This window comes from Mumia quercus (assembly GCF_025506335.1).
GTDB lineage: Bacteria > Actinomycetota > Actinomycetes > Propionibacteriales > Nocardioidaceae > Mumia > Mumia quercus.
In genome coordinates this window covers 35,654-56,419 of record NZ_JANZYO010000003.1, presented here as the reverse complement: position 1 = coordinate 56,419, position 20,766 = coordinate 35,654, and the positions used below count along the sequence as shown (strand labels likewise).

At 73.0% G+C, this 20,766-nt stretch carries 19 protein-coding genes and 1 pseudogene; 10 read left to right on the top strand and 10 right to left on the bottom strand.

Annotated features, from left to right (window positions below; translation table 11 throughout):
• The first annotated feature begins 32 nt into the window (after window positions 1-32).
• From NYZ95_RS06880 to NYZ95_RS06870, 3 genes are all read left to right on the top strand, one after another.
• Complete coding sequence (locus tag NYZ95_RS06880) at window positions 33-1,535, top strand: flavin-containing monooxygenase (protein WP_262850927.1); 1,503 nt, start codon at window positions 33-35, stop codon at window positions 1,533-1,535.
• Window positions 1,532-2,821, top strand: coding sequence for a cytochrome P450 (locus NYZ95_RS06875; protein ID WP_262850069.1), 1,290 nt, complete (start codon window positions 1,532-1,534; stop codon window positions 2,819-2,821). Before NYZ95_RS06880 ends, NYZ95_RS06875 begins: the two co-directional genes overlap by 4 nt.
• 104 nt (window positions 2,822-2,925) lie before the next feature.
• Window positions 2,926-3,894 carry an NADPH:quinone oxidoreductase family protein gene (locus tag NYZ95_RS06870; protein WP_262850067.1) on the top strand — a complete coding sequence of 323 codons (969 nt, stop codon included), beginning with the start codon at window positions 2,926-2,928 and terminating at the stop codon, window positions 3,892-3,894.
• A 10-nt stretch (window positions 3,895-3,904) separates the two neighbouring features.
• Here the strand turns inward: NYZ95_RS06870 and NYZ95_RS06865 are convergent, their stop codons facing one another.
• The 5 genes from NYZ95_RS06865 to NYZ95_RS06845 form a co-directional block, all read right to left on the bottom strand.
• Window positions 3,905-4,735 (bottom strand): ECF transporter S component, encoded by an 831-nt coding sequence (locus tag NYZ95_RS06865; RefSeq protein ID WP_262850065.1) that lies wholly within the window; start codon window positions 4,733-4,735, stop codon window positions 3,905-3,907.
• Window positions 4,732-6,339, bottom strand: a complete 1,608-nt coding sequence (locus tag NYZ95_RS06860) for an ABC transporter ATP-binding protein (protein WP_262850063.1) — start codon at window positions 6,337-6,339, stop codon at window positions 4,732-4,734. Before NYZ95_RS06860 ends, NYZ95_RS06865 begins: the two co-directional genes overlap by 4 nt.
• A complete protein-coding gene (locus NYZ95_RS06855; protein WP_262850061.1) occupies window positions 6,336-7,418 on the bottom strand; it encodes an energy-coupling factor transporter transmembrane component T in 1,083 nt (360 codons plus the stop codon). Before NYZ95_RS06855 ends, NYZ95_RS06860 begins: the two co-directional genes overlap by 4 nt.
• 3 nt (window positions 7,419-7,421) lie before the next feature.
• On the bottom strand, window positions 7,422-8,117 hold the full coding sequence (locus NYZ95_RS06850; protein WP_262850059.1) for an SCO2322-related protein: 696 nt from the start codon (window positions 8,115-8,117) through the stop codon (window positions 7,422-7,424).
• A gap of 197 nt (window positions 8,118-8,314) precedes the next feature.
• Window positions 8,315-8,917, bottom strand: a complete 603-nt coding sequence (locus NYZ95_RS06845) for a pyridoxamine 5'-phosphate oxidase family protein (protein ID WP_262850057.1) — start codon at window positions 8,915-8,917, stop codon at window positions 8,315-8,317.
• A 46-nt stretch (window positions 8,918-8,963) separates the two neighbouring features.
• On the opposite strand from NYZ95_RS06845, the gene NYZ95_RS06840 reads away from it, so the two are divergent.
• Window positions 8,964-10,826, top strand: coding sequence for an endonuclease/exonuclease/phosphatase family protein (locus NYZ95_RS06840; protein ID WP_262850055.1), 1,863 nt, complete (start codon window positions 8,964-8,966; stop codon window positions 10,824-10,826).
• A gap of 18 nt (window positions 10,827-10,844) precedes the next feature.
• On the top strand, window positions 10,845-11,375 hold the full coding sequence (locus tag NYZ95_RS06835; RefSeq protein ID WP_262850053.1) for a DUF1440 domain-containing protein: 531 nt from the start codon (window positions 10,845-10,847) through the stop codon (window positions 11,373-11,375).
• Here the strand turns inward: NYZ95_RS06835 and NYZ95_RS06830 are convergent.
• Complete coding sequence (locus NYZ95_RS06830; RefSeq protein ID WP_262850051.1) at window positions 11,372-11,980, bottom strand: TetR/AcrR family transcriptional regulator; 609 nt, start codon at window positions 11,978-11,980, stop codon at window positions 11,372-11,374. The two genes, NYZ95_RS06835 and NYZ95_RS06830, sit on opposite strands and share 4 nt — an antisense overlap.
• A 20-nt stretch (window positions 11,981-12,000) precedes the next feature.
• Between NYZ95_RS06830 and NYZ95_RS20550 the strand changes: the two are divergent.
• A pseudogene (locus NYZ95_RS20550) lies at window positions 12,001-12,579 on the top strand (nitroreductase/quinone reductase family protein); the annotation flags it as partial.
• Between the two features lie 54 nt (window positions 12,580-12,633).
• Here NYZ95_RS20550 and cbiE read toward each other — a convergent pair.
• A complete protein-coding gene (gene cbiE / locus NYZ95_RS06825) occupies window positions 12,634-13,842 on the bottom strand; it encodes a precorrin-6y C5,15-methyltransferase (decarboxylating) subunit CbiE (protein WP_262850049.1) in 1,209 nt (402 codons plus the stop codon).
• A gap of 129 nt (window positions 13,843-13,971) precedes the next feature.
• Here cbiE and cobA point away from each other — a divergent pair, with 129 nt between their 5' ends.
• On the top strand, window positions 13,972-15,087 hold the full coding sequence (gene cobA, locus NYZ95_RS06820) for a uroporphyrinogen-III C-methyltransferase (RefSeq protein ID WP_262850047.1): 1,116 nt from the start codon (window positions 13,972-13,974) through the stop codon (window positions 15,085-15,087).
• A gap of 60 nt (window positions 15,088-15,147) precedes the next feature.
• The gene (locus tag NYZ95_RS06815; RefSeq protein WP_262850046.1) at window positions 15,148-16,176 is read left to right on the top strand and encodes an NAD-dependent epimerase/dehydratase family protein; all 1,029 of its coding nucleotides are present in this window, start codon (window positions 15,148-15,150) and stop codon (window positions 16,174-16,176) included.
• On the opposite strand, the gene mctP is transcribed toward NYZ95_RS06815, so the two are convergent.
• Together mctP and NYZ95_RS06805 are read right to left on the bottom strand one after the other, a co-directional pair.
• Window positions 16,162-17,823, bottom strand: coding sequence for a monocarboxylate uptake permease MctP (mctP, locus tag NYZ95_RS06810; protein WP_262850044.1), 1,662 nt, complete (start codon window positions 17,821-17,823; stop codon window positions 16,162-16,164). The two genes, NYZ95_RS06815 and mctP, sit on opposite strands and share 15 nt — an antisense overlap.
• Window positions 17,820-18,119, bottom strand: a complete 300-nt coding sequence (locus NYZ95_RS06805; protein WP_262850042.1) for a DUF3311 domain-containing protein — start codon at window positions 18,117-18,119, stop codon at window positions 17,820-17,822. Before NYZ95_RS06805 ends, mctP begins: the two co-directional genes overlap by 4 nt.
• A 191-nt stretch (window positions 18,120-18,310) precedes the next feature.
• On the opposite strand from NYZ95_RS06805, the gene cobT reads away from it, so the two are divergent.
• Both cobT and NYZ95_RS06795 read left to right on the top strand, forming a co-directional pair.
• A complete protein-coding gene (cobT, locus tag NYZ95_RS06800; protein WP_262850039.1) occupies window positions 18,311-19,360 on the top strand; it encodes a nicotinate-nucleotide--dimethylbenzimidazole phosphoribosyltransferase in 1,050 nt (349 codons plus the stop codon).
• A complete protein-coding gene (locus NYZ95_RS06795; protein WP_262850037.1) occupies window positions 19,357-20,148 on the top strand; it encodes an adenosylcobinamide-GDP ribazoletransferase in 792 nt (263 codons plus the stop codon). Before cobT ends, NYZ95_RS06795 begins: the two co-directional genes overlap by 4 nt.
• Before the next feature lie 15 nt (window positions 20,149-20,163).
• Here NYZ95_RS06795 and NYZ95_RS06790 read toward each other — a convergent pair whose 3' ends face one another.
• Window positions 20,164-20,697, bottom strand: a complete 534-nt coding sequence (locus NYZ95_RS06790; RefSeq protein WP_262850036.1) for a bifunctional adenosylcobinamide kinase/adenosylcobinamide-phosphate guanylyltransferase — start codon at window positions 20,695-20,697, stop codon at window positions 20,164-20,166.
• Between the last annotated feature and the right edge of the window lie 69 nt (window positions 20,698-20,766).

Genomic DNA, 20,766 nt, shown 5'->3' with positions numbered 1-20,766 from the left:
TCGGTTCAGATACCACTAGTATCTGAACGGTGATGACCCAAGATATCGTGATCATCGGTACCGGCTTCTCGGGCATGGGCATGGCCATGAAGCTCGAAGAGGCAGGGCGCGACGACTTCGTGATCCTGGAAAAGGCCGACGAGGTCGGCGGCACGTGGCGCGACAACACGTACCCCGGATGCGCGTGCGACGTCCCGAGCCACATGTACTCGTTCTCGTACGAGCTCAACCCGAACTGGTCGCGCTCGTTCTCCGGCCAGGCCGAGATCTGGGAGTACATGCGCAAGGTCGCCGACGAGCGCGGCATCCGCAAGCGCATCCACTTCGGCAAGGAGGTCGTCGGGGCGCACTGGGACGAGACCCGCGAGCGCTGGACGATCGACACCGCCGACGGCGACACGTACGACGCGCGGGTGCTCGTCGCGGGGGTCGGCGGCCTGCACATCCCCAACATCCCCCCGATCGAGGGCGCGGAGTCGTTCGCGGGACCGCGCTTCCACTCCGCCGAGTGGGACCACGACGTCGACCTGACCGGTAAGCGGATCGCCGTCATCGGCACCGGCGCGAGCGCGATCCAGTTCGTCCCGATCATCGCCGAGCAGGCGTCGCAGCTCACGCTCTTCCAGCGCACGCCCCCGTGGGTGCTGCCGAAGAACGACCGCGAGATCGGCCCCGTCAGGCAGACGATCTTCGAGAAGGTCCCGGGCGCGCAACGCGCGTACCGCGACGCGCTCTACTGGGCGTTGGAGTCGCGGGCGATCACGTTCAACGGCCACGTGCCCGCATTCCTGCGGCTGGCCGAGAAGATCGTCCACGCACACATCGCGCGCCAGGTCGAGGACCCGGAGACGCGCGCGAAGCTCACCCCCGACTACCGCCTGGGGTGCAAGCGGGTGCTCCAGTCGAACGACTTCTACAAGACCTTCAACAGGGACAACGTCGCGCTCGAGACGAGCGGCATCGCCAAGATCGTGCCCGAGGGTGTCGTCGACCGCGAAGGCGTCCTCCACGAGGCCGACGTCATCGTGTACGGGACGGGCTTCCACGTCGTGGACGCGTTCGACCACCTCAACTTCACGGGGCGCGGCGGGATCGACCTCGGTCGGATGTTCGCCGAGGAGGGCGTCGAGACGTATCTCGGCATCACGGTGCACCGCTTCCCGAACCTCTTCTTCATGCTCGGCCCCAACACCGCCCTCGGCCACAACTCCGTGGTCTTCATGATCGAGCAGCAGGCGAAGTACATCGTGCGCGCGCTCGACGAGATGGACCGTCTGCGCGCGACGACGATGGAGCCGACCAAGCTCGCCCAGGACGCGTACAACGCCGACATCCAGCGGCGCGTGAAGAAGGGCATCTGGACGCAGGGCGGCTGCACGTCCTGGTACCTCGACTCGCAGGGCAACAACCGGACGATCTGGCCGAAGTTCACCTTCCAGTACTGGTGGGAGACGCGGACGGTGCGCGAGGCTGACTACGTGTTCACCCGCGCGCCCCGCGAGGCACGAGCGTTGCCGGAGGAGGCTGTGGCATGACCTTGCCGCCCGGGCCTCGCTGGCCGGCTGCGGTGCAGACCGTCGCGTTCCTCGCGTTCCAGGAACGGTTCGCCCGCATGCTCGTCCGGCGCTACGGCGCGGCGTACACGATCCGGATCCACCCCGGGCCGCGCACGATCGCGACGATCAGCGCGCCCGAGCAGATCAGGCAGGTCTTCGGCGGCAGCCCTCGCGACTTCCACGCGGGTGAGGGCAACCAGGTGCTGCGCCCGGTCATGGGCGACCACTCGGTGCTGCTCACCGACGAGGACGAGCACATGCGGGCGCGCAAGCTGCTCATGCCGGCATTCAACGGTGCGTCGCTGCGCAGCTATCGCGGGCTGGTCGAGACCCTCGCCAAGGAGGAGGTCGACCGCTGGCACGACGGGCAGCGGCTCGTCACCCACGACCGGATGAACGCCCTCACCCTCGAGGTGATCCTGCAGGTCGTCTTCGGGGTCACCGACGCACGCACGCTCGGCGCCCTGCGCCCGCGGATCCGCCGCATGGTCGAGATCGGCCCGGTGATGTTCGTCGGGTGGATCTTCCCCAGGCTGCGGTCGTACGGGCCGTGGCGGCGCTACTTCGACAACCAGGCCGCGGTGGACCGCCTGATGTATGCCGAGATCGCCGCACGCCGAGAGGTCAGCGACCTCGCCACGCGTACGGACGTGCTGTCACGCCTGCTGCAGGCAGGCGGCGACGGCGACCTGCCGCCCCTGACCGACGAGGAGCTCCGCGACCAGCTGGTCACGCTCCTGCTCGCCGGTCACGAGACCACCGCGTCAGCCCTGTCGTGGACGCTGTACGAGCTCGGCGCGAACCCCGACGTCCAGGAGGAGGCGCTGCGCGCCGCCGACGCCGGGGACGACGAGTTTGTGGAGGCGTGCCTCAAGGAGGGGATGCGGCGGCATCCCGTCATCGACTCCGTCGTACGCCGCCTCACGACGCCTCAGCGCGTCGGGCCGTGGGACCTCCCGGCGGGGACGGTCGTCTCACCGTCGATCGCGGGCGCTCACTTCACCCCCGCGAACTTCCCCGAGCCGAGCCGCTTCCGGCCGCGCCGCTTCCTCGACGACGACATCGCCGCCCACACGTGGCTGCCGTTCGGCGGAGGCGTACGGCGCTGCATCGGTGCGGGGTTCTCGCTGATGGAAGGGACGGTCGTGCTGAAGGAGATCCTCACGCGCTACCGGGTCACCGTCGACACCGAGGAGGTCTCGACGGTGCGCAACATCACGCACGTGCCGAAGGGCAAGGCGGTCGTGACGTTGCACGCACGCTGACAACGCTGTGCTGGCTGACAACGCTGTGCTGACTGACAACGCTGTGCTGGCTGACAACGCTGTGCTGGCTGACAACTAAGCGCCCGCTTAGGTAGGGTCCAGGCATGCGTGCCGTGCAGATCACCTCGCTCGAAGGACCGTCCGCCGTCGAGCTCGTCGAGACCGACGCCCCCGAGCCGGGCCCCGACCAGGTCGTCATCGACGTCAGGGCCTCAGGGGTCTCGTTCCCGGAGGTCCTCCAGACCCGCGGGCAGTACCAGATCAACCCTCCCCTGCCGTTCATCCCCGGCTCGGAGGTCGCCGGCGAGGTCGTCACCGCACCATCGGGCTCGGGCTTCTCGATCGGCGACCGCGTCGCGGCGTTCCCCGCCCTCGGCGGGTTCGCCGAGCGGGTCGTCGCCGCGACCGACATGACGTTCCACCTCCCCGACAACCTGTCGTACGAACAGGGTGCCGCCGTGCCGCTCAACTACCTCACGGCTCACTTCGCCCTTCTCAAGCGCGGCCAGCTGCGCAGCGGGGAGTCGGTGCTGGTCCACGGCGCTGCGGGCGGTGTCGGCACCGCGTCGATCCAGATGGCCAAGGCGTACGGCGCGGGCCAGGTGATCGCCGTCGTCTCCACCGACGCCAAGGGCGAGATCGCGGTAGCGGCCGGCGCGGACGCGTACGTGCTCGCCGAAGGCTTCCGGGACACCGTCAAGGAGCTCACCGGCGGCCACGGGGTCGACCTCGTGGTGGACCCGGTCGGCGGTGACCGCTTCACCGACTCGCTGCGCAGCCTCACCGACGACGGCCGTCTGCTCGTCATCGGCTTCACCGCGGGGACGATCCCCGAGGTCAAGGTCAACCGCCTGCTCCTCAACAACATCGACGTCCGTGGCGTCGGCTGGGGAGCGTACGCGCTCAAGCGTCCCGGATACGTCGCGGCGCAGTGGGAGGAGCTCACCCCGCTGCTCGAGGCGGGCAAGCTCACCGCCCCCATCGGCGGGCGCTTCCCGCTGGAGGACGCGGCGCGGGCGCTCGAGGTGATCGACAGCCGCGAGGCGCTCGGCAAGGTCGTGCTCGTCCCCTGACGCGCCGCGGCTAGTCGGAGGGCGTGGCGTCGAGCGGGCGGCTGGCGAAGGTCGGCGTCCGCCCGAACGACGCCCGACGCGCGGCGCGCCGCAGCGTGAGCAGCACCGCCGGTCCGAGGACGACGATCAGAACGGCGTTGGTGATCGCGCGGCCGGTGTCCCACGACCCGGTGGACGTCAGCAGGGTGAACCAGAAGAAGCGCTCCAGGTTCTCCGCGAGCGAGGCGCCGGGCACGAACGCCAGCCCCTGCTCGCCGCTCGCGTCGACGCCGGCGAGGTACGGCCAGAAGGAGAGGTTGAGCAGCGCGCCGTAGAAGTACGCCGCGAACACCCCGTACGCCGCGAGCATCGCGATCTCCGCACGACCGGTGACGCGGCGCGGGAGCATCCCCGCCCCCATCCCCAGCCAGGCCGCGCACATCATCTGGAACGGCAGCCACGGCCCGACCCCGGCGGTCAGCAGCGCTGACGCGAACAACGACGTGCACCCCAGCAGGAAACCGAACCCCGCGCCGAAGACCCGCCCCGCGAGGACCAGCAGGAAGAACACGAGGTCGATCCCGGCCGTCCCCGCACTGAGTGCCCGCAGGCCGCACTGGATCGCCGCCAGCACCCCGAGCATCGCCAGGGCCTTGGCGTCCATGCCGCCCTCGGACAGCTCCGCCGCGACGACGAGGATCAGCAGCGGCAGGAGCAGCACGAAGTACATCGGCGCCTGGGCCTCCTGCTGGCTCGACCCGGCGGGCTCGAAGAGCAGCGGCCAGCAGAACATCGCGAGCCCGGCGACGGTCGCGAGGGCGAGCACGGCGGTCGACCGTGGGCGGAGCGTGATCGCGTTCACTGCCGCTCCTCCAACGCCACCCGCACGTCGCGGACCGTCAGCCACGGGTCACCGAGGACCTTCGTGACCTGTGGCGCGAACGCCGGCGAGGTCGCCAGCACCTCGTGGACGTCGCCTGCGGTGATCACCTCGCCCTGCGCCATGACCGCAGCCCGGTCCGCCACCGTCGCGACGAACTCGACGTCGTGCGTGGCGACGAGCACCGCTGCGCCGTCGGCCGCCAGCTCGCGCAGGATCTCGGCGAGCGCCTCCTTCGCCGTGTAGTCGAGTCCGCGCGTCGGCTCGTCGAGCAGCATCACCCGCGGCGCGGCGGTGAGCTGGACGGCGAGGACCAGCGCAAGCTTCTGGCCCTCGGAGAGGTCGCGCGGGTTGGTCGCCGGGTCGACGGTGCCGGCGAGGCGGGTGAGCAGCGCGGTGCACGTGCCCTCCGCCGCGTCGGCCTCGGCGTCGGCTGCCGCGCACTCCGCGGCGACGGACTCGAGGTACAGCAGGTCGCTGGCGGTCTGCGGGACCATGCCGACCCGCCGGCGCGCCTGCGTACGGGAGAGCCGTGCGGGGTCCTCCCCCTCCACCCGTACGTCGCCGCCGTGGCGGGGCCCCGACCCTTGCAGGGCCCAGAGCAGGGTCGACTTGCCGGAGCCGTTGCGACCCATCAGCGCCGTCACCGTCCCCGCCGGGAGGTCGATGTCCACCCCTCGTACGGCCGGCAGCGGGCCGTAGCGCACCTCCACCCCGCGCGCCGAGAGCAGGACGCCGTCCCGTCCGGGCTGCGGGCGGGCCGGAACGGGGAGCCCGGCGAGCTCCTTGCGGAGCGTCTGGGACGCGCGGCGAGCCTCACGTACGGTCAGCGGCAGCGGCTCCCACCCGGCCAGCCGGCCCAGCTCCACGATCGGAGGCGCGATCGGGCTGGTCGCGAGCAGCGTGGCAGGTGCCCCCGCCGTCACCGAGCCGTCGGTCCCGACGTGCACGAGCACGTCGGCGAAGGGCACCACCCGCTCGAGCCGGTGCTCCGCGAGGACGACGGTCGTGCCGAGATCGTGCACGAGCCGCGCCAGCGTGGCGAGGACGTCCTCGGCCGAGGTCGGGTCGAGCGCGGAGGTCGGTTCGTCGAGGACGAGCACCGGAGGGTGCATCGTCAGCACGGCGCCGATCGCCACACGCTGCTGCTGTCCACCCGACAGCGAGCGCAGCGACCGCGCCCGCAGGTCGGCGATGCCGAGCAGGTCCAGCGTCTCCTCGACGCGTCGCCGCATCGCCTGCGGATCCACGCCGAGCTGCTCCATCCCGTAGGCGAGCTCCTCCTCGACCGTGTCCGTGACGAACCCCGCCTGAGGGTCCTGGCCGACCCAGCCGACCGTCGCCGCAAGCTCCCTGGGCGGGTGGTCCTCGGTCCGCAGGCCCGCCACGGTCACGCTTCCCTCGAGGTGACCACCGGTGAAGTGCGGGACCAGACCGTTGAGCAGGCCGAGCAGCGAGGACTTGCCGGCACCCGTGGGCCCCGTGACCACCACCAGCTCACCTTCGTCGACGTGCAGGTCGACGTCACGGAGCACCGGACGCGCGGCGCCGTCGTAGGTCATCGTGACGCCGTCGACCGTGATCATGCCGCCATCCCCGCGGCCGTACGGGTGGCCGCCGCGCTGCGCAGCGCGGCGTACGGCGAGGTCGGCTCGGGGGTGAGCAGCGCCGGCAGCGCGGCGACCACGAGCCCGGTGAGCGTGACCGGTGACAGAGCGAAGTCGAGGAAGAACGTCACGGCGACCGCGACACCGCACAGCGCGGTGAACCACTCCCACCCCCGCCACGGGTCGGGCCGGTAACGCGTCTGGCCGACCTTGCGTCCGGACAGCCAGAACCCGATGCCGGCCACGGCGAAGCCTGCCGCGAGCATCGGCGCCGCGAGGATCCGGGGCGCGGTCAGGTCGGCCGTCGCGTACGCCCCGACGCATACCCCGAGGAGGCCTCCGACGAGCAGCGCCCCGGTGAGCCTGCTCGTCCGAGGGTCTGCGGCGCCCTTGCGGCCGTACCCGCGCGCGTCCATCGACGCGGCGAGCTGCATCGAGCGGTCGAGGGCGTCCTCCATCACCGGGATGACGATCGAGCGCAGGGCGCGGACGTTGCGCGACGCGTCACCGCGCAGCCGCCGCGCACGCCGGACCCGCCCGACGGACTCGGCGAGCTGCGGGAACAGGGTCATGGCGACCACCACGGCCGCACCGACCTCGTACAGCGCCGCGGGCAGCGACTTGAGGAGACGGCGCGGGTTCGCCAGGGAGTTCGCGGCCCCCACGCAGATGATCAGGGCGGCGAGCTGGAGCCCGGCCGCGAACGACCGCTGCAGCGTGTCGGACGTGATGGGGCCGAGCACCCGCACCCCGTCCGCCCACGACGGCAGCGGCACCTCCGGCAGGTCGAGGATCACGGTGCCGGTCGACGACGCGCCGAACACGACGCCGAACAGCACCCGGATCACGATCACCAGGGCACCGAGGCCGAGGTAGAGCCGGAACGACATCGCCCACGGCGCGACCGGCCGGCGTGCGAGCACGACCAGCGAGGCCACGCCGATCACGAGGCCGAGCAGGAGCACGTCGTACGTCCGGGTGGCCGCGACCGCGAGTCCCAGCGCCCACACCCACCAGGCTCCAGGGTGCAGGTCACGCCGAGCGCGGGGCTCGGCCACGGCTCAGGCGTCCTCGCTGCTGCGGCGTCGCACGAGGGTGACGGCGATGGCGACGGCGAGCAGCACCGCGACGGCGATGCCGATCCACACGATCGAGGTGCCGTCGTTCTCGTCGTCGGCGGCCTCGTCGCTGGTGTCGGCCGCGTTGTCCGCTTTGTCGACGGAGTCGTCGGCGGTCGCGGTCGGCGGGTTCGCCGGGTCGAACGCAGGCGTGGGTGCTGCGTCCGCCGGCTGGTCGAGCTGGAAGCGCCAGCCCTCGAACCCTCCGGGCACCGCCTTGTTGGTGTCGGCGCCGGTCGTCGCGTACGCCCAGGCGCCGTCGGCGGGAGCCACGTAGTAGGACCAGTACGCACCCGCGGGCGGGAACTCCTGGCACTTCTCGGTGTAGTCGCGGCCGCCGACGTCGATCGCCTCCGACGCCGACGGCTCGTCGTCGATCCGGCACACGGCCGGGACATCGCTCGAGGCGACGGTCGCCGCGTCGAATCCCGCGGCCTCCAGCGCCTGGAGGCCGGTCATGCCGTCGGAGTCCTCGGCGCACCCGACCTCGACGTCGCCCCCGAGGTCGGTGAAGTCGACGACGACGGTGGTGCCCGTGGCGTCCGCGCAGACGCCGTCGGCGGCGTGAGCGGGTGCGGAACCCAGGACGGGGAGAGCGGCACCCAGGAGAAGTGCGGCGGCGGCTGCGTGCATACGCATGCGAACGGTTCCTTCCTGCTGCGACGGGCGAGCCCGTTTTCCTCGGCAGCACATGGAGGTAGGGACTCCGGATCGCGGTGTGGATCGCGGAGCTGGCAGCAGGTGCTCCGGCTCGCCCCTCGTACGAGGTGCCTACGGTTGCGGGTCAGCGCCGGACTTCGACCGGCTTCCCCTGATGCCGCGCTCAGGATATCCGGTCAGCCCGGGAGCCGGCGCGCCGTCCACCCCTCGGGGGTCCGCTCGTACTCCAGACGCCTGCTCGGCCCTTCGTCGTCACCGCCCCAGAACGTGAGGCGCCGCGGCACGAGGTGGAAGCACCTCCAGGTCCGCGGCGGGGTCAGGAGGGGGTGCTTCTCGTCGAAGCGGCGCCACCGCTCGACCCGCTCCTCGCGCGGCAGCTGCGCCATCTCGGGGTCGTTGAGCCATGCGAGCAGCTGGAGGTCGCGCGGGCACGCGTCGAAGAGCTGGGCCGCCTCCGTGTCCGTCGCGGGCGCGACCTCACCAGCGGCGACGAGCTGGCGCGCCTCCTGCGGCCAGGCGAGGACGGCGACCGCGTACGGGAAGGCGTCGAGCTGGTCGGCCTTGCGGGCGCGGCTGTCGGTGTGGAACGAGAGCCGCTCGCCGTCGAACCCGTTGACCATGACCGTACGGGCGTCGGGCGCGCCGTCGAGGTCGCGGCTCGCCAGCGTCATCAAGGGCGGGTCGCCGTCCGGGGCGACGTCGAGCCACGCCGCCAGCAGGTGGTACGGCTCCGGGGTCTCCTCGCCGGGTTCGGGGACGTGCCTGCCTCGGGTGCTCACCGCGCCGACACTAGTGCGCGGCCCCCTGGACCGGTAGAACTCGTCCATGACGCCACCCCGGTCCCGCACCGCCGCCCTGCTCGCCGTCGCCGTCGGGGTCTGGGTCCTCGGCGACCTCGTCCGTGCGTGGGCGCCGTCGCTGATCACGATCTTCGGACAGGCAGCGTCGACGCCACCCGAGCTGATGGGGGCGTACGCGCTCGGCTGTGCCGCCGTCGGCGTGGCGGCCGCGTTCCTGGTGCGTCGGCGCGCCGCGGGTGCCGCCTGGGTGGCGCTCGGCGTCGCGCTCGTGTGCCGGGTCGCCCTGCAGCTGACCGACGGCGGCCAGCCGCAGCTGCTCGTGGCCTCGCTCGGCCTCGCTGCCGGGATCACCTGGCTGTCGCTGACAGCGACCACGTCCGGGGACGTGCTGGTCGTCGGTGTCGCCATGGGCACCGCGCTCGGCACCGTCACCCATGCTGCGCTGGGAACCTGGGGCGCAGTGTGGCGTGACGACGGCTGGGCGTGGGTGCTGCTCGTGGCGCAGGTCGTCGGCGCCGCGCTCGCCTGGCGGGCGGCACGCGGTCACCGTCCGCAGCCCGTCGCCGCCCGGACGGCGTGGCTCGTGATGCCCGGCCTGCTGCTCGGCGGCCTGGTCTTCGCGAACGCGGGGCGTGCGTCCGCGGCGGCGGGCACGGCCGGCCTCGTCGTGATCGCCCTGGCGGCGGTCGCCTCGGTCGCGACGGCCACCCTGCGACCGCCCCGCACGGCCACGTGGGCAGCCGCGGCGGTCCTCGCGGGCGCCACCGCGCTGGCGCTCCTCGTGACCGCCGACGTCGGCGGCGTCCCGGCGGTCTCCCCGACGTGGACGCTCGTGGCGTACGCGCTCGGGATGCCCGCGCTCACCCTCCTGTGGGCCGCCTCCGACCACGGTCGCCCGGCACGCGCCGCGACGCTGGCGCTGGGCGGCCTGGTGTGGGTCGTGCTGCTGTTCGTCTACTACGCGGGCTACGACCTCGGCTACCGCGCCGACCTCGTCGTCGTCCTCGCGGCAGCGGTGCTGGGCGTGGTCGCGTCCGCGGGCGTGCCCGCGGCCACCGAGGGTACGGGGCCGGTGGCCGTGCAGCCCGCCCTCCTCGGCGTGGCCGCCGTCCTCGCCGCCGTCGTCGCGTGGGGCGGCCCGGCGATGACCGTCACGGCGCTGGATCTCGAGGCCGAGACCGACCCCACGCCGGAGTCCGGCCTGCGGGTGAGCGCGTACAACGTGCGGATGGGCTACGGCATGGACGGCACGTTCCGCCCGGACCTGGTGGCCGAGACGCTGCACGGGTCCGACGTGGCGCTGCTCAGCGAGGTCGACCGCGGGTGGTACCTCAACGGCGGCCAGGACGAGCTCGCGATCCTCGAGCGGATGCTCCGCCGCGAGGCCGTCTTCGCCCCGGCCGCCGATCCGGTCTGGGGCGACGCCGTGCTCACGGACCTCCCGGTCAGGGAGGTCGTCGGGACACCGCTGCCCTCGCACGGCGCCGTCACCGGCGCGCAGGCGCTGTCGGTGCGCCTCGACGCCGGTGGGACCTCGACGTGGTTCGTCTCGACCCACCTGCAGCCTCACGACGGCGACGAGGGCGTCGACGCCCAGACCGCCGACCTCGTCGAGATGCTCCACGACCGGCTCGCCGACGGGCACCCGCTCGTCCTCGGCGGCGACCTCAACACGCAGCCCGGGAGCAGCGCGTTCCTCCAGCTGACGGGGCTCGGACTCGTCGACGCGCTCGACGGGGCAGGGCCGACGTCGCCTGCGGACCGGCCGACGGCCCGGATCGACCACCTCCTGACGACGCCCGACCTCGTCGCGTCGTCACCGACGGTGGGCGGCTCGCAGGCGTCGGACCATCTGCCGATCTCGGTGACCCTCACGCCGCGCGACTGACGCGCGTACCGTGGCCGGATGAGCGCACACCGGATGCTCCGCGGCGCGGTCGTCGGCGCCCTCGCGTCGCTGCCCGCGTCGTACGTCAAGGCCGTCACCGAGCCCGCCCTCCAGCGCACTGCCGAGCGGGTGGTGCCGCCGCAGACGTGGCAGAAGCGCCTGGTCGGGACCGACCCGAGCGGCCACCCGGAGAACATGCCGCCCGCGGTCGTCGCCGCCGAGGTCGCCGAGCTCCGGGACGGGACCGTGCTCGACCCCGCGCAGAAGGTCCGCGCGAGCCGGGCGATCCACTACGTCTTCGGGGCGGTGGCCGGCACGTTGTACGGCGCGCTCGCCGCCCGCTTCCCCGTCGTGACGCGCGGCGCCGGCGCGCCTGCGGGGATCGCGTTGTACGCGGGCACGCACGGGACGAGCCTGCCCGCGGCGGGCATCCAGGAGCCGCCCTGGACGCTGCCGGCGTCGGCGGTGATCTGGGAGACCGCGAGCCACGCGGTGTACGGCGTGGCCCTCGAGCTGTCGCGCCGGGTCCTCGACCGGGTCGTCCCTTAGGTCCCGCTCGACGACACGGGCGCGGGGCCGAGGAGCCGGTCGAGCACGACCTCGACGGATGCCGTCAGGGTCTCCGGCGCAGCGTCGCCCGTGCTCACCGCGTGCAGGGCGAGGCCGTCGGCCGTCGCGGCCAGGGTCCGGGCGAGCAGCCTCGCCTCGTCGGAGCCCTCGGCCTGCGCGCCGCTCTCGGCGACCAGCTGCGCGAGCGCTTCGTGCAGGTCGCCCAGCGCCGCCGCCTGGATCTGCTGGAGCGCGGGGCGCGAGGGCGCGACCGCCGCGAACGCGAGGTGGATGACGCACTCGTCGTGCCGCCGGGCGTCGAGCGGGAGCAGCTCGAGCAGCATCCGGCGCAGGCGTTCACGCGGTTCCGGCACGTCCTCGATCGCCTCGAGCCGGGCGCGGATGCGCCGCAGGACCTCCTCGTACGTCGCGGCCAGGAGGCCCTCGCGCGTACGGAAGTAGTGCTGCACCGTGCCGAGCGAGACGCCCGCCTCGTCGGCGACGGTGCGGAACGACGCGCTCTCGACGCCGCGGCTCGCCACGACCGCGAGGAAGGCGTCGACGACGGCCTCCCGGCGGTCGGCGGGGGTTGACTTCCTGTCCATGAAGAGGATCATACGACTGTATGAACCTTTCATACAGTCGTATGACACCGAGCCGTGGGATCACCGGCGGCTTCGTCGTCGCGATCGCGCTCGGCTGGGTGGTCTGGGCCATCGACCCGGCCCACGACCTCACCTTCGCCGTGGGCCAGACCCTGGTCCTGCTGGCACTCCTCGTCCTGACCGCCGCGAGCCCGTCCCTGAAGGTCGCGCTCGTCAAGCGGCTCCAGCGCTGGGTGGTGAACCCGATCGTCCGCGGCGGATTCGCGCTCGGCGTCAACCCGCTCGGCCTGGCGCTGCTGGAGACGACGGGACGCCGGACCGGACGACCCCGCCGCACCCCCGTCGGCAACGGGCACGAGGGCACGTCGTTCTGGATCATCGCTGAGCACGGCGAGCGGGCCGGCTACGTCCGCAACATCGCCCGCCACCCGCGCGTACGCGTGCGGCTGCGGACCGGGCTGCTGCGCTACGAGTGGTTCGACGGGACCGCCCGCATCCTGCCGTACGACGACCCGATCGCCCGCCAGCGCAGCCTGCTCCGGTGGCACCCGCTGCGCGCGTTCAACGCGATGACCGTACGGGTGCTCGGAAGCGAGCTCCTCACCGTGCACGTCCGCCTGGACGGCCCCGCACCCGATGCCCGCTCGGCAGCGTCAGCGAGTCGCGCTCCACTGCGTGACCGGCCGGCCGGGACGCCAGACGATCTGGCCCTCCCCCGCGCTGACGGTGTCGACGCCGAGACGGACGAGCTCGCCCCCGTGCTTGCGGAAGCGGTCGATCAAGGCGGCCTCGTCGTCGAGCGTGACGGCGTGGGCGACGAGCCGGCCTCCGGGACGCAGCGCCTCCCACGCGAGGTCGACAAGGGCGGTGTCGGCGGCGCGGGCGCCGAGGAAGACGGCGTCGGGCGCGGCGAGGCTCTCGAGCGCCTCCGGCAACGTGCCCTCGGTGACCCGCAGCTCCGGCACCCCGAGGTCGGCCGCCATCTCCTTCGTCCGGGCGACGCCGTCGCGGTCGTCCTCGACGACGACCCCGAACGCCAACGGCTCCGCGCGCAGCCACTCGACGGCGAGGGTGGCAGCGCCCGGGCCGAGTCCCCAGAGCAGGTCGCCGGCGGCCGGGGCGAGACGCGCCAGCGTGGCGGCCCGGACGTCACGTGACACCACGCCGCCGCCCTCTCCGAACACGCTGTCGGGCAGACCGGGCACGCTCGACATCGCCGAGCGGCGCGAGGCGTCCGCGACGCAGTCGAGGCAGACGACGTTGAGCTCGGGTGCGACCCGGACGTTCCACGTCGCCGCCGTCGCCTCGGCCCGCGACTCCGCCAGGCCCCCGAGGTCGCCGAGGACGGTCATCGTCGTGTCGCCGTACCCCTGGGCGACCAGCAGGGCGGCCACCGACGCGGGCGTGCCCCCGTCGTTCGACAGCACGATCAGCCGTCGGCCCGGGGCGAGGTGCGGGACGAGCTGGCGGACGTCGCGGCCGATGAGCGACACCAGCGACGTCTCCTCGTACGACCAGTGCATCCGCGCACGCGCGAGCGACTCGGTCGAGATCGTCGGCACGATCTCCACGTAGTCGGCCCCCAGCAGCCGGATGAGCGTCGTCCCGATGCCGGCGACGAGCGGGTCTCCCGCGGACAGGACGACGACCCGCTTGCCTTCGTACTCGTCGAGGAGCGCGGGCAGCGCCTCGTCGAGGTTGGGCGGCCACTCCACCCGGACCTGCCACCACGCCCACGGGACGGTCTCGAGGTGTCGCTTGCCGCCCATGACCACCTCGGCCTCGCGGACGAGGCGGCGCGACTCCATGGCGAGACCTTCCCAGCCGTCCGCACCGATGCCTACGACCGTGATCCGCTGCATGGGTGCTGACGGTAGTCGCCTGCGGGCCTCTAGCCCAAGCCCGGGGAGCAGGAGATCGGGCAGTTTTGTCCGCGATGCGGAGCGTCCGAACGGCGGGAGGCATCCGTGCCTACCATCGGGGCTCATTCCGTGAACGAGAGGACGGCCGCGCTGATGGCACGCGACGCGGGATTCCGCGCCACCTTCCCGGTCTCCGGCCGCCGCGTCCTCGTGGTCGGCGGCGGCACCGCCGCGCTCGCGCAGGTCGCGTCCCTGCGCGACGGCGGAGCACGGGTCACCGTCGTGGCCGCGCACTCGGTGCCGTCGATCGAGGACCTCGCCGAGCGGGGCGTCGTGACCTGGCACACCCGTGCGTACGACCGTGGCGACGTCGTCGGTCATGACCTGGTGGTGCCCGCGAGCGGCGACCCCCTGCTGGACGCCCGGGTCGCCGCCGAGGCCGCCGACGCCGGCACCTGGTGCACCGTCCCCGATTCGGGCAGTTCCCCACGTTCCGAAGGGGGCGAAGACGTGGGGAACTGTCCGAATCGGGGACGGGTCGTGCTGGTGGGTGGCGGACCGGGCGACCCGGGGCTGATCACGGTCGCCGGGCTCGAGGCCGTACGGTCGGCTGACGTCGTCGTCACGGACCGGCTCGCTCCCCTGGGCGTCCTAGACGGGCTCGACGCGGAGGTCGTCGACGTCGGCAAGATCCCCCGGGGGCGCTCGACGCCGCAGGAGGAGATCAACCGCGTCCTGGTCACGCATGCTGCGGCCGGCAAGCGCGTCGTACGCCTCAAGGGTGGCGACCCGTTCGTGTTCGGGCGCGGCGGCGAGGAGGTCGAGGCCTGCGTCGCGGCGGGCATCCCGGTCGACGTCGTCCCCGGGGTCACCTCCGCGATCGCGGGCCCCGCGCTCGCCGGGATCCCGGTCACGCACCGCGGCCTGAGCCAGGGCTTCACCGTCGTCTCCGGGCACGTCCCCCCGGGCGACCCGCGCTCCACCCTCGACTGGGACGCGCTCGCCCGCTCGGGCACGAACCTCGTCCTCCTCATGGCGGTCGCGACCCTCCCGGCGATCACGGAGACCCTCGTCGCCGCGGGCCTCGACCCTGCGACTCCCGCGGCGACGATCGCCGACGCCACGCTGCCGACGCAGCGCAGCGTCCGTGCCGACGTCGCGACGATCGCCGCGCGGGTGGCTGCCGAGGGCATCGGTGCCCCCGCGATCACCGTCGTCGGCGACGTCGCGGCGCGCCCGGTCTGACGGCTCGTCGTTTGACGGCTCGTCCCTGCGGGTACCCGTGCAGGGACGGAAGGAGCAGCGATGCGCGTCGTCGTCACGGGAGCCACAGGCAATGTCGGGACCGCCCTGCTGCGCGAGCTCGCACGCCGGCACCACACGCTGGTCGGCGTCGCCCGTCGTGATCCCCGCAGCGGCCCCGGCGACCGCGGCCCCGACGGCGTCCCCGTCGACGTCCGGTGGCACACCGCCGACGTCGGGACGGACCCGCTCGACTCCGTCCTCGCCGGCGCCGACGCTCTCGTGCACCTCGCGTGGATGTTCCAGCCGACCCACGACCCGGACACGACCTGGCGGGCGAACGCGGTCGGCACGCGGAACGTGCTCGCCGCGGCCTCGCGTGCGGGAGTCGGCGTCGTCGTCTGCGCGTCCTCGGTCGCCGCGTACTCGCCGAGCCTCGACGACGAGCCGGTCGACGAGTCGTGGCCGACCGACGGCCCGTCCCCCGCGTCGTACTGCCGTGAGAAGGCGTACGTCGAGCGCGCGCTCGACGCCTTCGAGGCCACGCACCCCGACGTCCGCGTGGTCCGCGTCCGGCCGGCGTTCGTGTTCCAGCGCTCGGCCGCGTCCGAGCAGCGACGGATCTTCGGCGCCCCCGGCTTGCGTCCCTGGATGCTCGACCGCCGCCTGCTGCCCGTGCTGCCCGTCCCTGCGGGCCTGCGCCTGCAGACCGTCCACGCCGACGACCTCGCACGTGTCTACGCCGAGACGGTCGAGCGGCCGGTCCGCGGCGCGTTCAACGTCGCCGCGGACGGCGTCCTGCGGCGCGACGAGCTCGGCGAGATCTTCGGTGCCCGCACGGTCGAGGCACCTCAGAGCGTCGCACGCGCCGCGTTGGAGGGAGCGTGGCGCGTGCGGCTGGCCGGGGCCCCCGGCTACCTGTTCGACGCCCTCCTCCGGGTCCCCGTGCTGGCGACCGCCCGCGCGAAGACGGAGCTCGGCTGGCAGCCGCGCCACGGCGCCGCCGAGGCCCTCGCGGAGATGGTCACCGGCGCCCGTGAAGGCGCCGGTGACTCCACTCCTCCGCTGCAGCCGGACTCAACGCGTCTCTGAGAGACCGCCGGCCGGCTCGTCGAGACCGGGGAGGGTCTTCATGACCCGCGGATCACCCTCGTCCGCGAAGTAGTCGCCCGCGATCGTCTCGTCCGTCCCGTTCGACACCTTGCCGGCCCGCAGCGCGAGCGTGACGAGGGCGGCCACGACGAGGTTGATCGCGAACGCCGTCAGCCCGATGTAGCCGAGGTGCCCGATGACCGGGATCGGGTCGAGCGACCCCCCGAAGTGCGCCCCGGTGACGGGGTTGACGACGTTGTACGCACTGACCGTGCCGTACACCATGCCGACGGCCCAGCCGGCGAGCAGGCCCCACCGGTGGAACCACCGCGTGTAGAGGCTGAACACGATCGCGGGGAGCGTCTGGAGGATCCAGATGCCGCCGAGGAGCTGGAAGTTGATCGCGTTCTGCTTGTCGAGCGTCAGGACGAAGACCAGCGCGAAGACCTTCACGACCAGCGACGACAGCTTCGAGACCTTGGCCTCCTGCTGTGGCGTCGCATCCGGTTTCAGGTACTCCTTGTAGACGTTGCGGGTGAACGTGTTCGCCGCCGCGATCGACATGATCGCCGCCGGGACCAGCGCTCCGATCGCGATCGCCGCCCACGCGACGCCGGCGAACCACGACGGGAACATGTCCTCGAACAGCTGCGGGATCACCAGCTGTGCGTTCGGCTCGCCGTCGAGCCCGACCGGCTTCGTCCCCGCCGCGATCGCGACCCAGCCGAGCAGCGCGAGCAGGCCGAGGATGAACGAGTACGCCGGCAGGATCGACGCGTTGCGCCGGATCGTTTGGCGCGACTGGCTCGACAGCGTCGCCGTGATCGAGTGCGGGTACATGAACAGCGCGAGCGCCGAGCCCAGCGCGAGCGTCGCGTAGGCCCAGTGGTTGTCGAGGCCGGTCGGGATGAACGAGCCGGTGGGCGCGCCCGTCGCCGGGTTCGGGGTGGACATCTTCTTTTCGGCCGCGCCGAACACGGCGTCCCAGCCCCCGACCTTCGACGGGAGGTAGACGATCGCGACGATGATGACGAGGTAGATCAGCGTGTCCTTCACGAACGCGATCACGGCCGGCGCACGCAGGCCCGACGAGTACGTGTACGCCGCGAGCAGCGCGAACGCGATGAACAGCGGCGCGTCCTTGGCGATCCAGTTGGAGCCGCCGCCGAGACCCGCCACCTCGAGCACCGCCTGGATGCCGACGAGCTGGAGCGCGATGTACGGCATGGTCGCGAGGAAGCCGGTGATGGCGACGGCGAGCGTCAGCCCTCGGCTGCTGTAGCGCCCGCGCACGAAGTCGGCCGGCGTCACGTACCCGTGCCGGTGGCTCACCGACCACAGCCGCGCCATGAAGACGAAGATGATCGGGTAGAGCACGATCGTGTACGGCACCGCGAAGAAGCCGGCCACGGCACCGGTGGCGAACATCGCGGCCGGGACCGCCACGAACGTGTACGCGGTGTAGAGGTCGCCGCCGAGCAGGAACCAGGTCACCCAGGTCCCGAAGCCTCGCCCGCCGAGGCCCCACTCGTCCAGGGACTCCATCGACGGCGGGCGGCGCCAGCGCGCGGCCAGGAAGCCCATCACCGTGACGAGCGCGAAGAGCAGGATCAGGACGGTGAGGGCGACCCCGTTGACGTCGCTCATCGCTCGACCTCCTCGGACGCGTGGGGTCGCATCGGGCGGTGCGGGCGGGCCACGAGGACGATCCGGTACGAGGTGTAGGTCAGGCCGGCGGTGAGGAAGACCCAGAGGAACTGGTACCAGAAGAAGAACGGCCAGGGGCCCAGCTTCGGGTCGACGCGTGCGTACGAGTCCACCCACAGCAGCGCGATCACGGGGATCGCGAGCAGCACGGCCGCGACCGTCAGCAGCGCGCGGTTGGCGGGAGGCGGGGTGTCGTGCAAGGTCGGGTCGTCGACCTCGTCGTTGCCGGTGGTCATCGCGGGTCTCACTCTCTCGAGGCGGTGTGACTGCGGTCACACAGGCTGGCACTGGCCCGCACCCGGGTCCACGCACGGCGCGGTCGCGTCGGTGAGCGGTCGGTACGACGCGGTGGGCGGTCGCGTCGGCCGGTCGGGCGGACGCGGGCGTACGCTGGAGTGCTCTTCCGTCGACCTCGAGGACCGACCTGATGACCCGTCCTGACGCCCCCGGCCGCGTCGCTTGCCCGTCCGACCGCGCCCGTACGCTGGCCGCCGAACGCCTCGCCGGGCTCGCGACCCCTGCGGGTGCACTGGGTCGTCTCGGCGAGACGGCGGTGTGGCTGTCGGCCGTCCAGGACGCGTGCCCGCCGCGGCCGCTCGAGGACGTACGCGTCGTGGTGTTCGCCGGCGACCACGGCGTGACGTCGCACGGGGTCTCCGCCTACCCGAAGGAGATCACCGCGCTGATGGTCCGCCAGTTCCTTTCCGGAGGAGCCGGGGTCGCCGTCCTCGCCCGCCAGCACGGAGCGGCGCTGCGCGTGCTCGACCTCGGTGTCGACATCGACCCTGGCGTGCTCCCCGCCGAGGTGAGCACGCACAAGATCCGTCGCGGCTCCGGGGCGATCCACCTTGAGGACGCGCTGAGCACGGACGAGACGCGCCGGGCGCTCGCCGTCGGTGCCGACGTGGCGGCCGAGGAGATCGCCTCCGGCGCGGACCTGCTGATTCCCGGCGACATGGGCATCGGCAACACGACACCGTCGGCCGCGCTGATCGCCGCCTCGCTGGGGCTCGACGCCCGTGACGTCACCGGCCGTGGGTCGGGCGTGGACGAGGCGACGCTCGCACACAAGGAGCAGGTCGTCGCACAGGCGCTCGTACGGGCGGGTGAGCGCGTGTCCGATCCCGTCGAGCGCCTCACCGCGCTCGGTTCGGCCGACCTGGCGGCTCAGGTCGGGTTCCTCGCCGAGGCGGCGCGACGCGGTGTCCCGGTGCTGCTCGACGGTGTCATCTCGGTCGCGTGCGCGCTGGTGGCCGAGGACTACGCCCCGGGCTCAGCAGCGTGGTTCGCTGCCGGCCACCGCTCCCCCGAACCGGCGCAGGCGCTCGCCCTGAGCAAGCTCGGCCTCGAGCCGCTCCTCGACCTCGGCATGCGCCTCGGGGAGGGCAGCGGCGCCGTCGCCGCCCTGCCGGTGCTGCGCTCGGCGGGCGCGCTGCTCACCGACATGTCGCTCCTCGCGGACGTCCTCGGGTCGTGACCGTCGAGGCAGGGCGCGGCGTCGTCCCCGACGGCGTCCTGCTCGCGGCAGGGACGTTCACCGTCCTCCCGGTCGCGCCACCGTCGACCGTCGACGCCGCCCGTGCGCGCACGGCGATGCTGCTCGCTCCGCTCGCGGTGACGCCGCTCGCGCTCGGGGTCTGCGCGGTCGTCGCCCTCGGGTCCGTGCTCGGGTGGCCCGGCATGCTCACCGGCGCGCTCGCGGTCGGCGTGCTCGCAGTCGGCACGCGGGTGCTGCACCTGGACGGCCTGGCCGACACCGCCGACGGGCTCAGCGCCCCGTACGACCGGGAGCGGCGCCTCGCGATCATGAAGTCCGGGGACGTCGGACCTGCCGGAGTGGCCGCGCTGGTCCTCGTGCTGGTCCTGCAGGCCGCCGCCCTCGGCGCGCTCGCCGCCCGCCCGTACGGGTGGCTGCTCGCCGGCGTCCTCGTCTGCGCGTCCCGGGCGGCGTGCGCGATCGTCTGCGCACGTCCGGTCCCGGCCGCGGCGCCGACGGGTCTCGGAGCGGCCGTGGCCGGGTCGGTACCGCTCGCCGGGGCAGTCGCGGTCGGCTGCTTCGTCGCCGCCGCGCTCGCCGGGGCGGTCGCGGCGACCGGGGAGCCGTGGTGGCTCGGGCCCCTCGCGGTCGTCGCGGCCGCGCTCTGCGTCGCCCTCCTCGTCCGGCGGGCGATCTCCGTCCTCGGCGGGATCACCGGCGACGTGATCGGCGCCTCCGTCGAGCTGGCGCTCGCGGCGCTGTGCGTCGTCGCGCTGACCGCTGCCTGAGCGGCGTCCCTCTCACTACAGGTAGAGCACCCGCCCGGCGACGACCAGCGCCACCTCGTCCGAGCAGGCGGCGACCCGCTGGTTCACGAGGCCAAGCACGTCACGGAACACCCGGCCCGAGCGGTGCTCGGGCACGACACCGAACCCGACCTCGTTCGTGACCGCCACCGTGAGGTCCCGTCGCGCGCACCACGCCTCGACGAGGCCGTCGATCCGCTTGCCGACCTCGGGTCGCCACTGGGCGTCCGGCGCGTCCCAGGCCCCCACCTCGTCCAGCATCGCGGTCGCCCAGGTGCTGAGGCAGTCGACGATCACCGGCGTCGTGGCGCCCTCCAGCGCGCTCGTGACGTCGGTGGTCTCCCGCGTGATCCAGGACTCGGGACGTCGCCTCTGGTGCTCGGCGACCCGGGCGACCCACTCGGGGTCTGACCCGTCCGGCACCGGGCCGGGGGCGATGTAGGAGACCACCGGTTCTCGCTGGAGCAGCGACTCGGCGTAGCGGGACTTGCCCGACCGCACCCCTCCGGTCACCAGCACCCTGCGTCCCATGTCCGCCCTCTCGTCTGAAGGTCGTCCGTGCGTCACCGTCGACAGCGCCTCTTCGCAGCCTCGCACGTC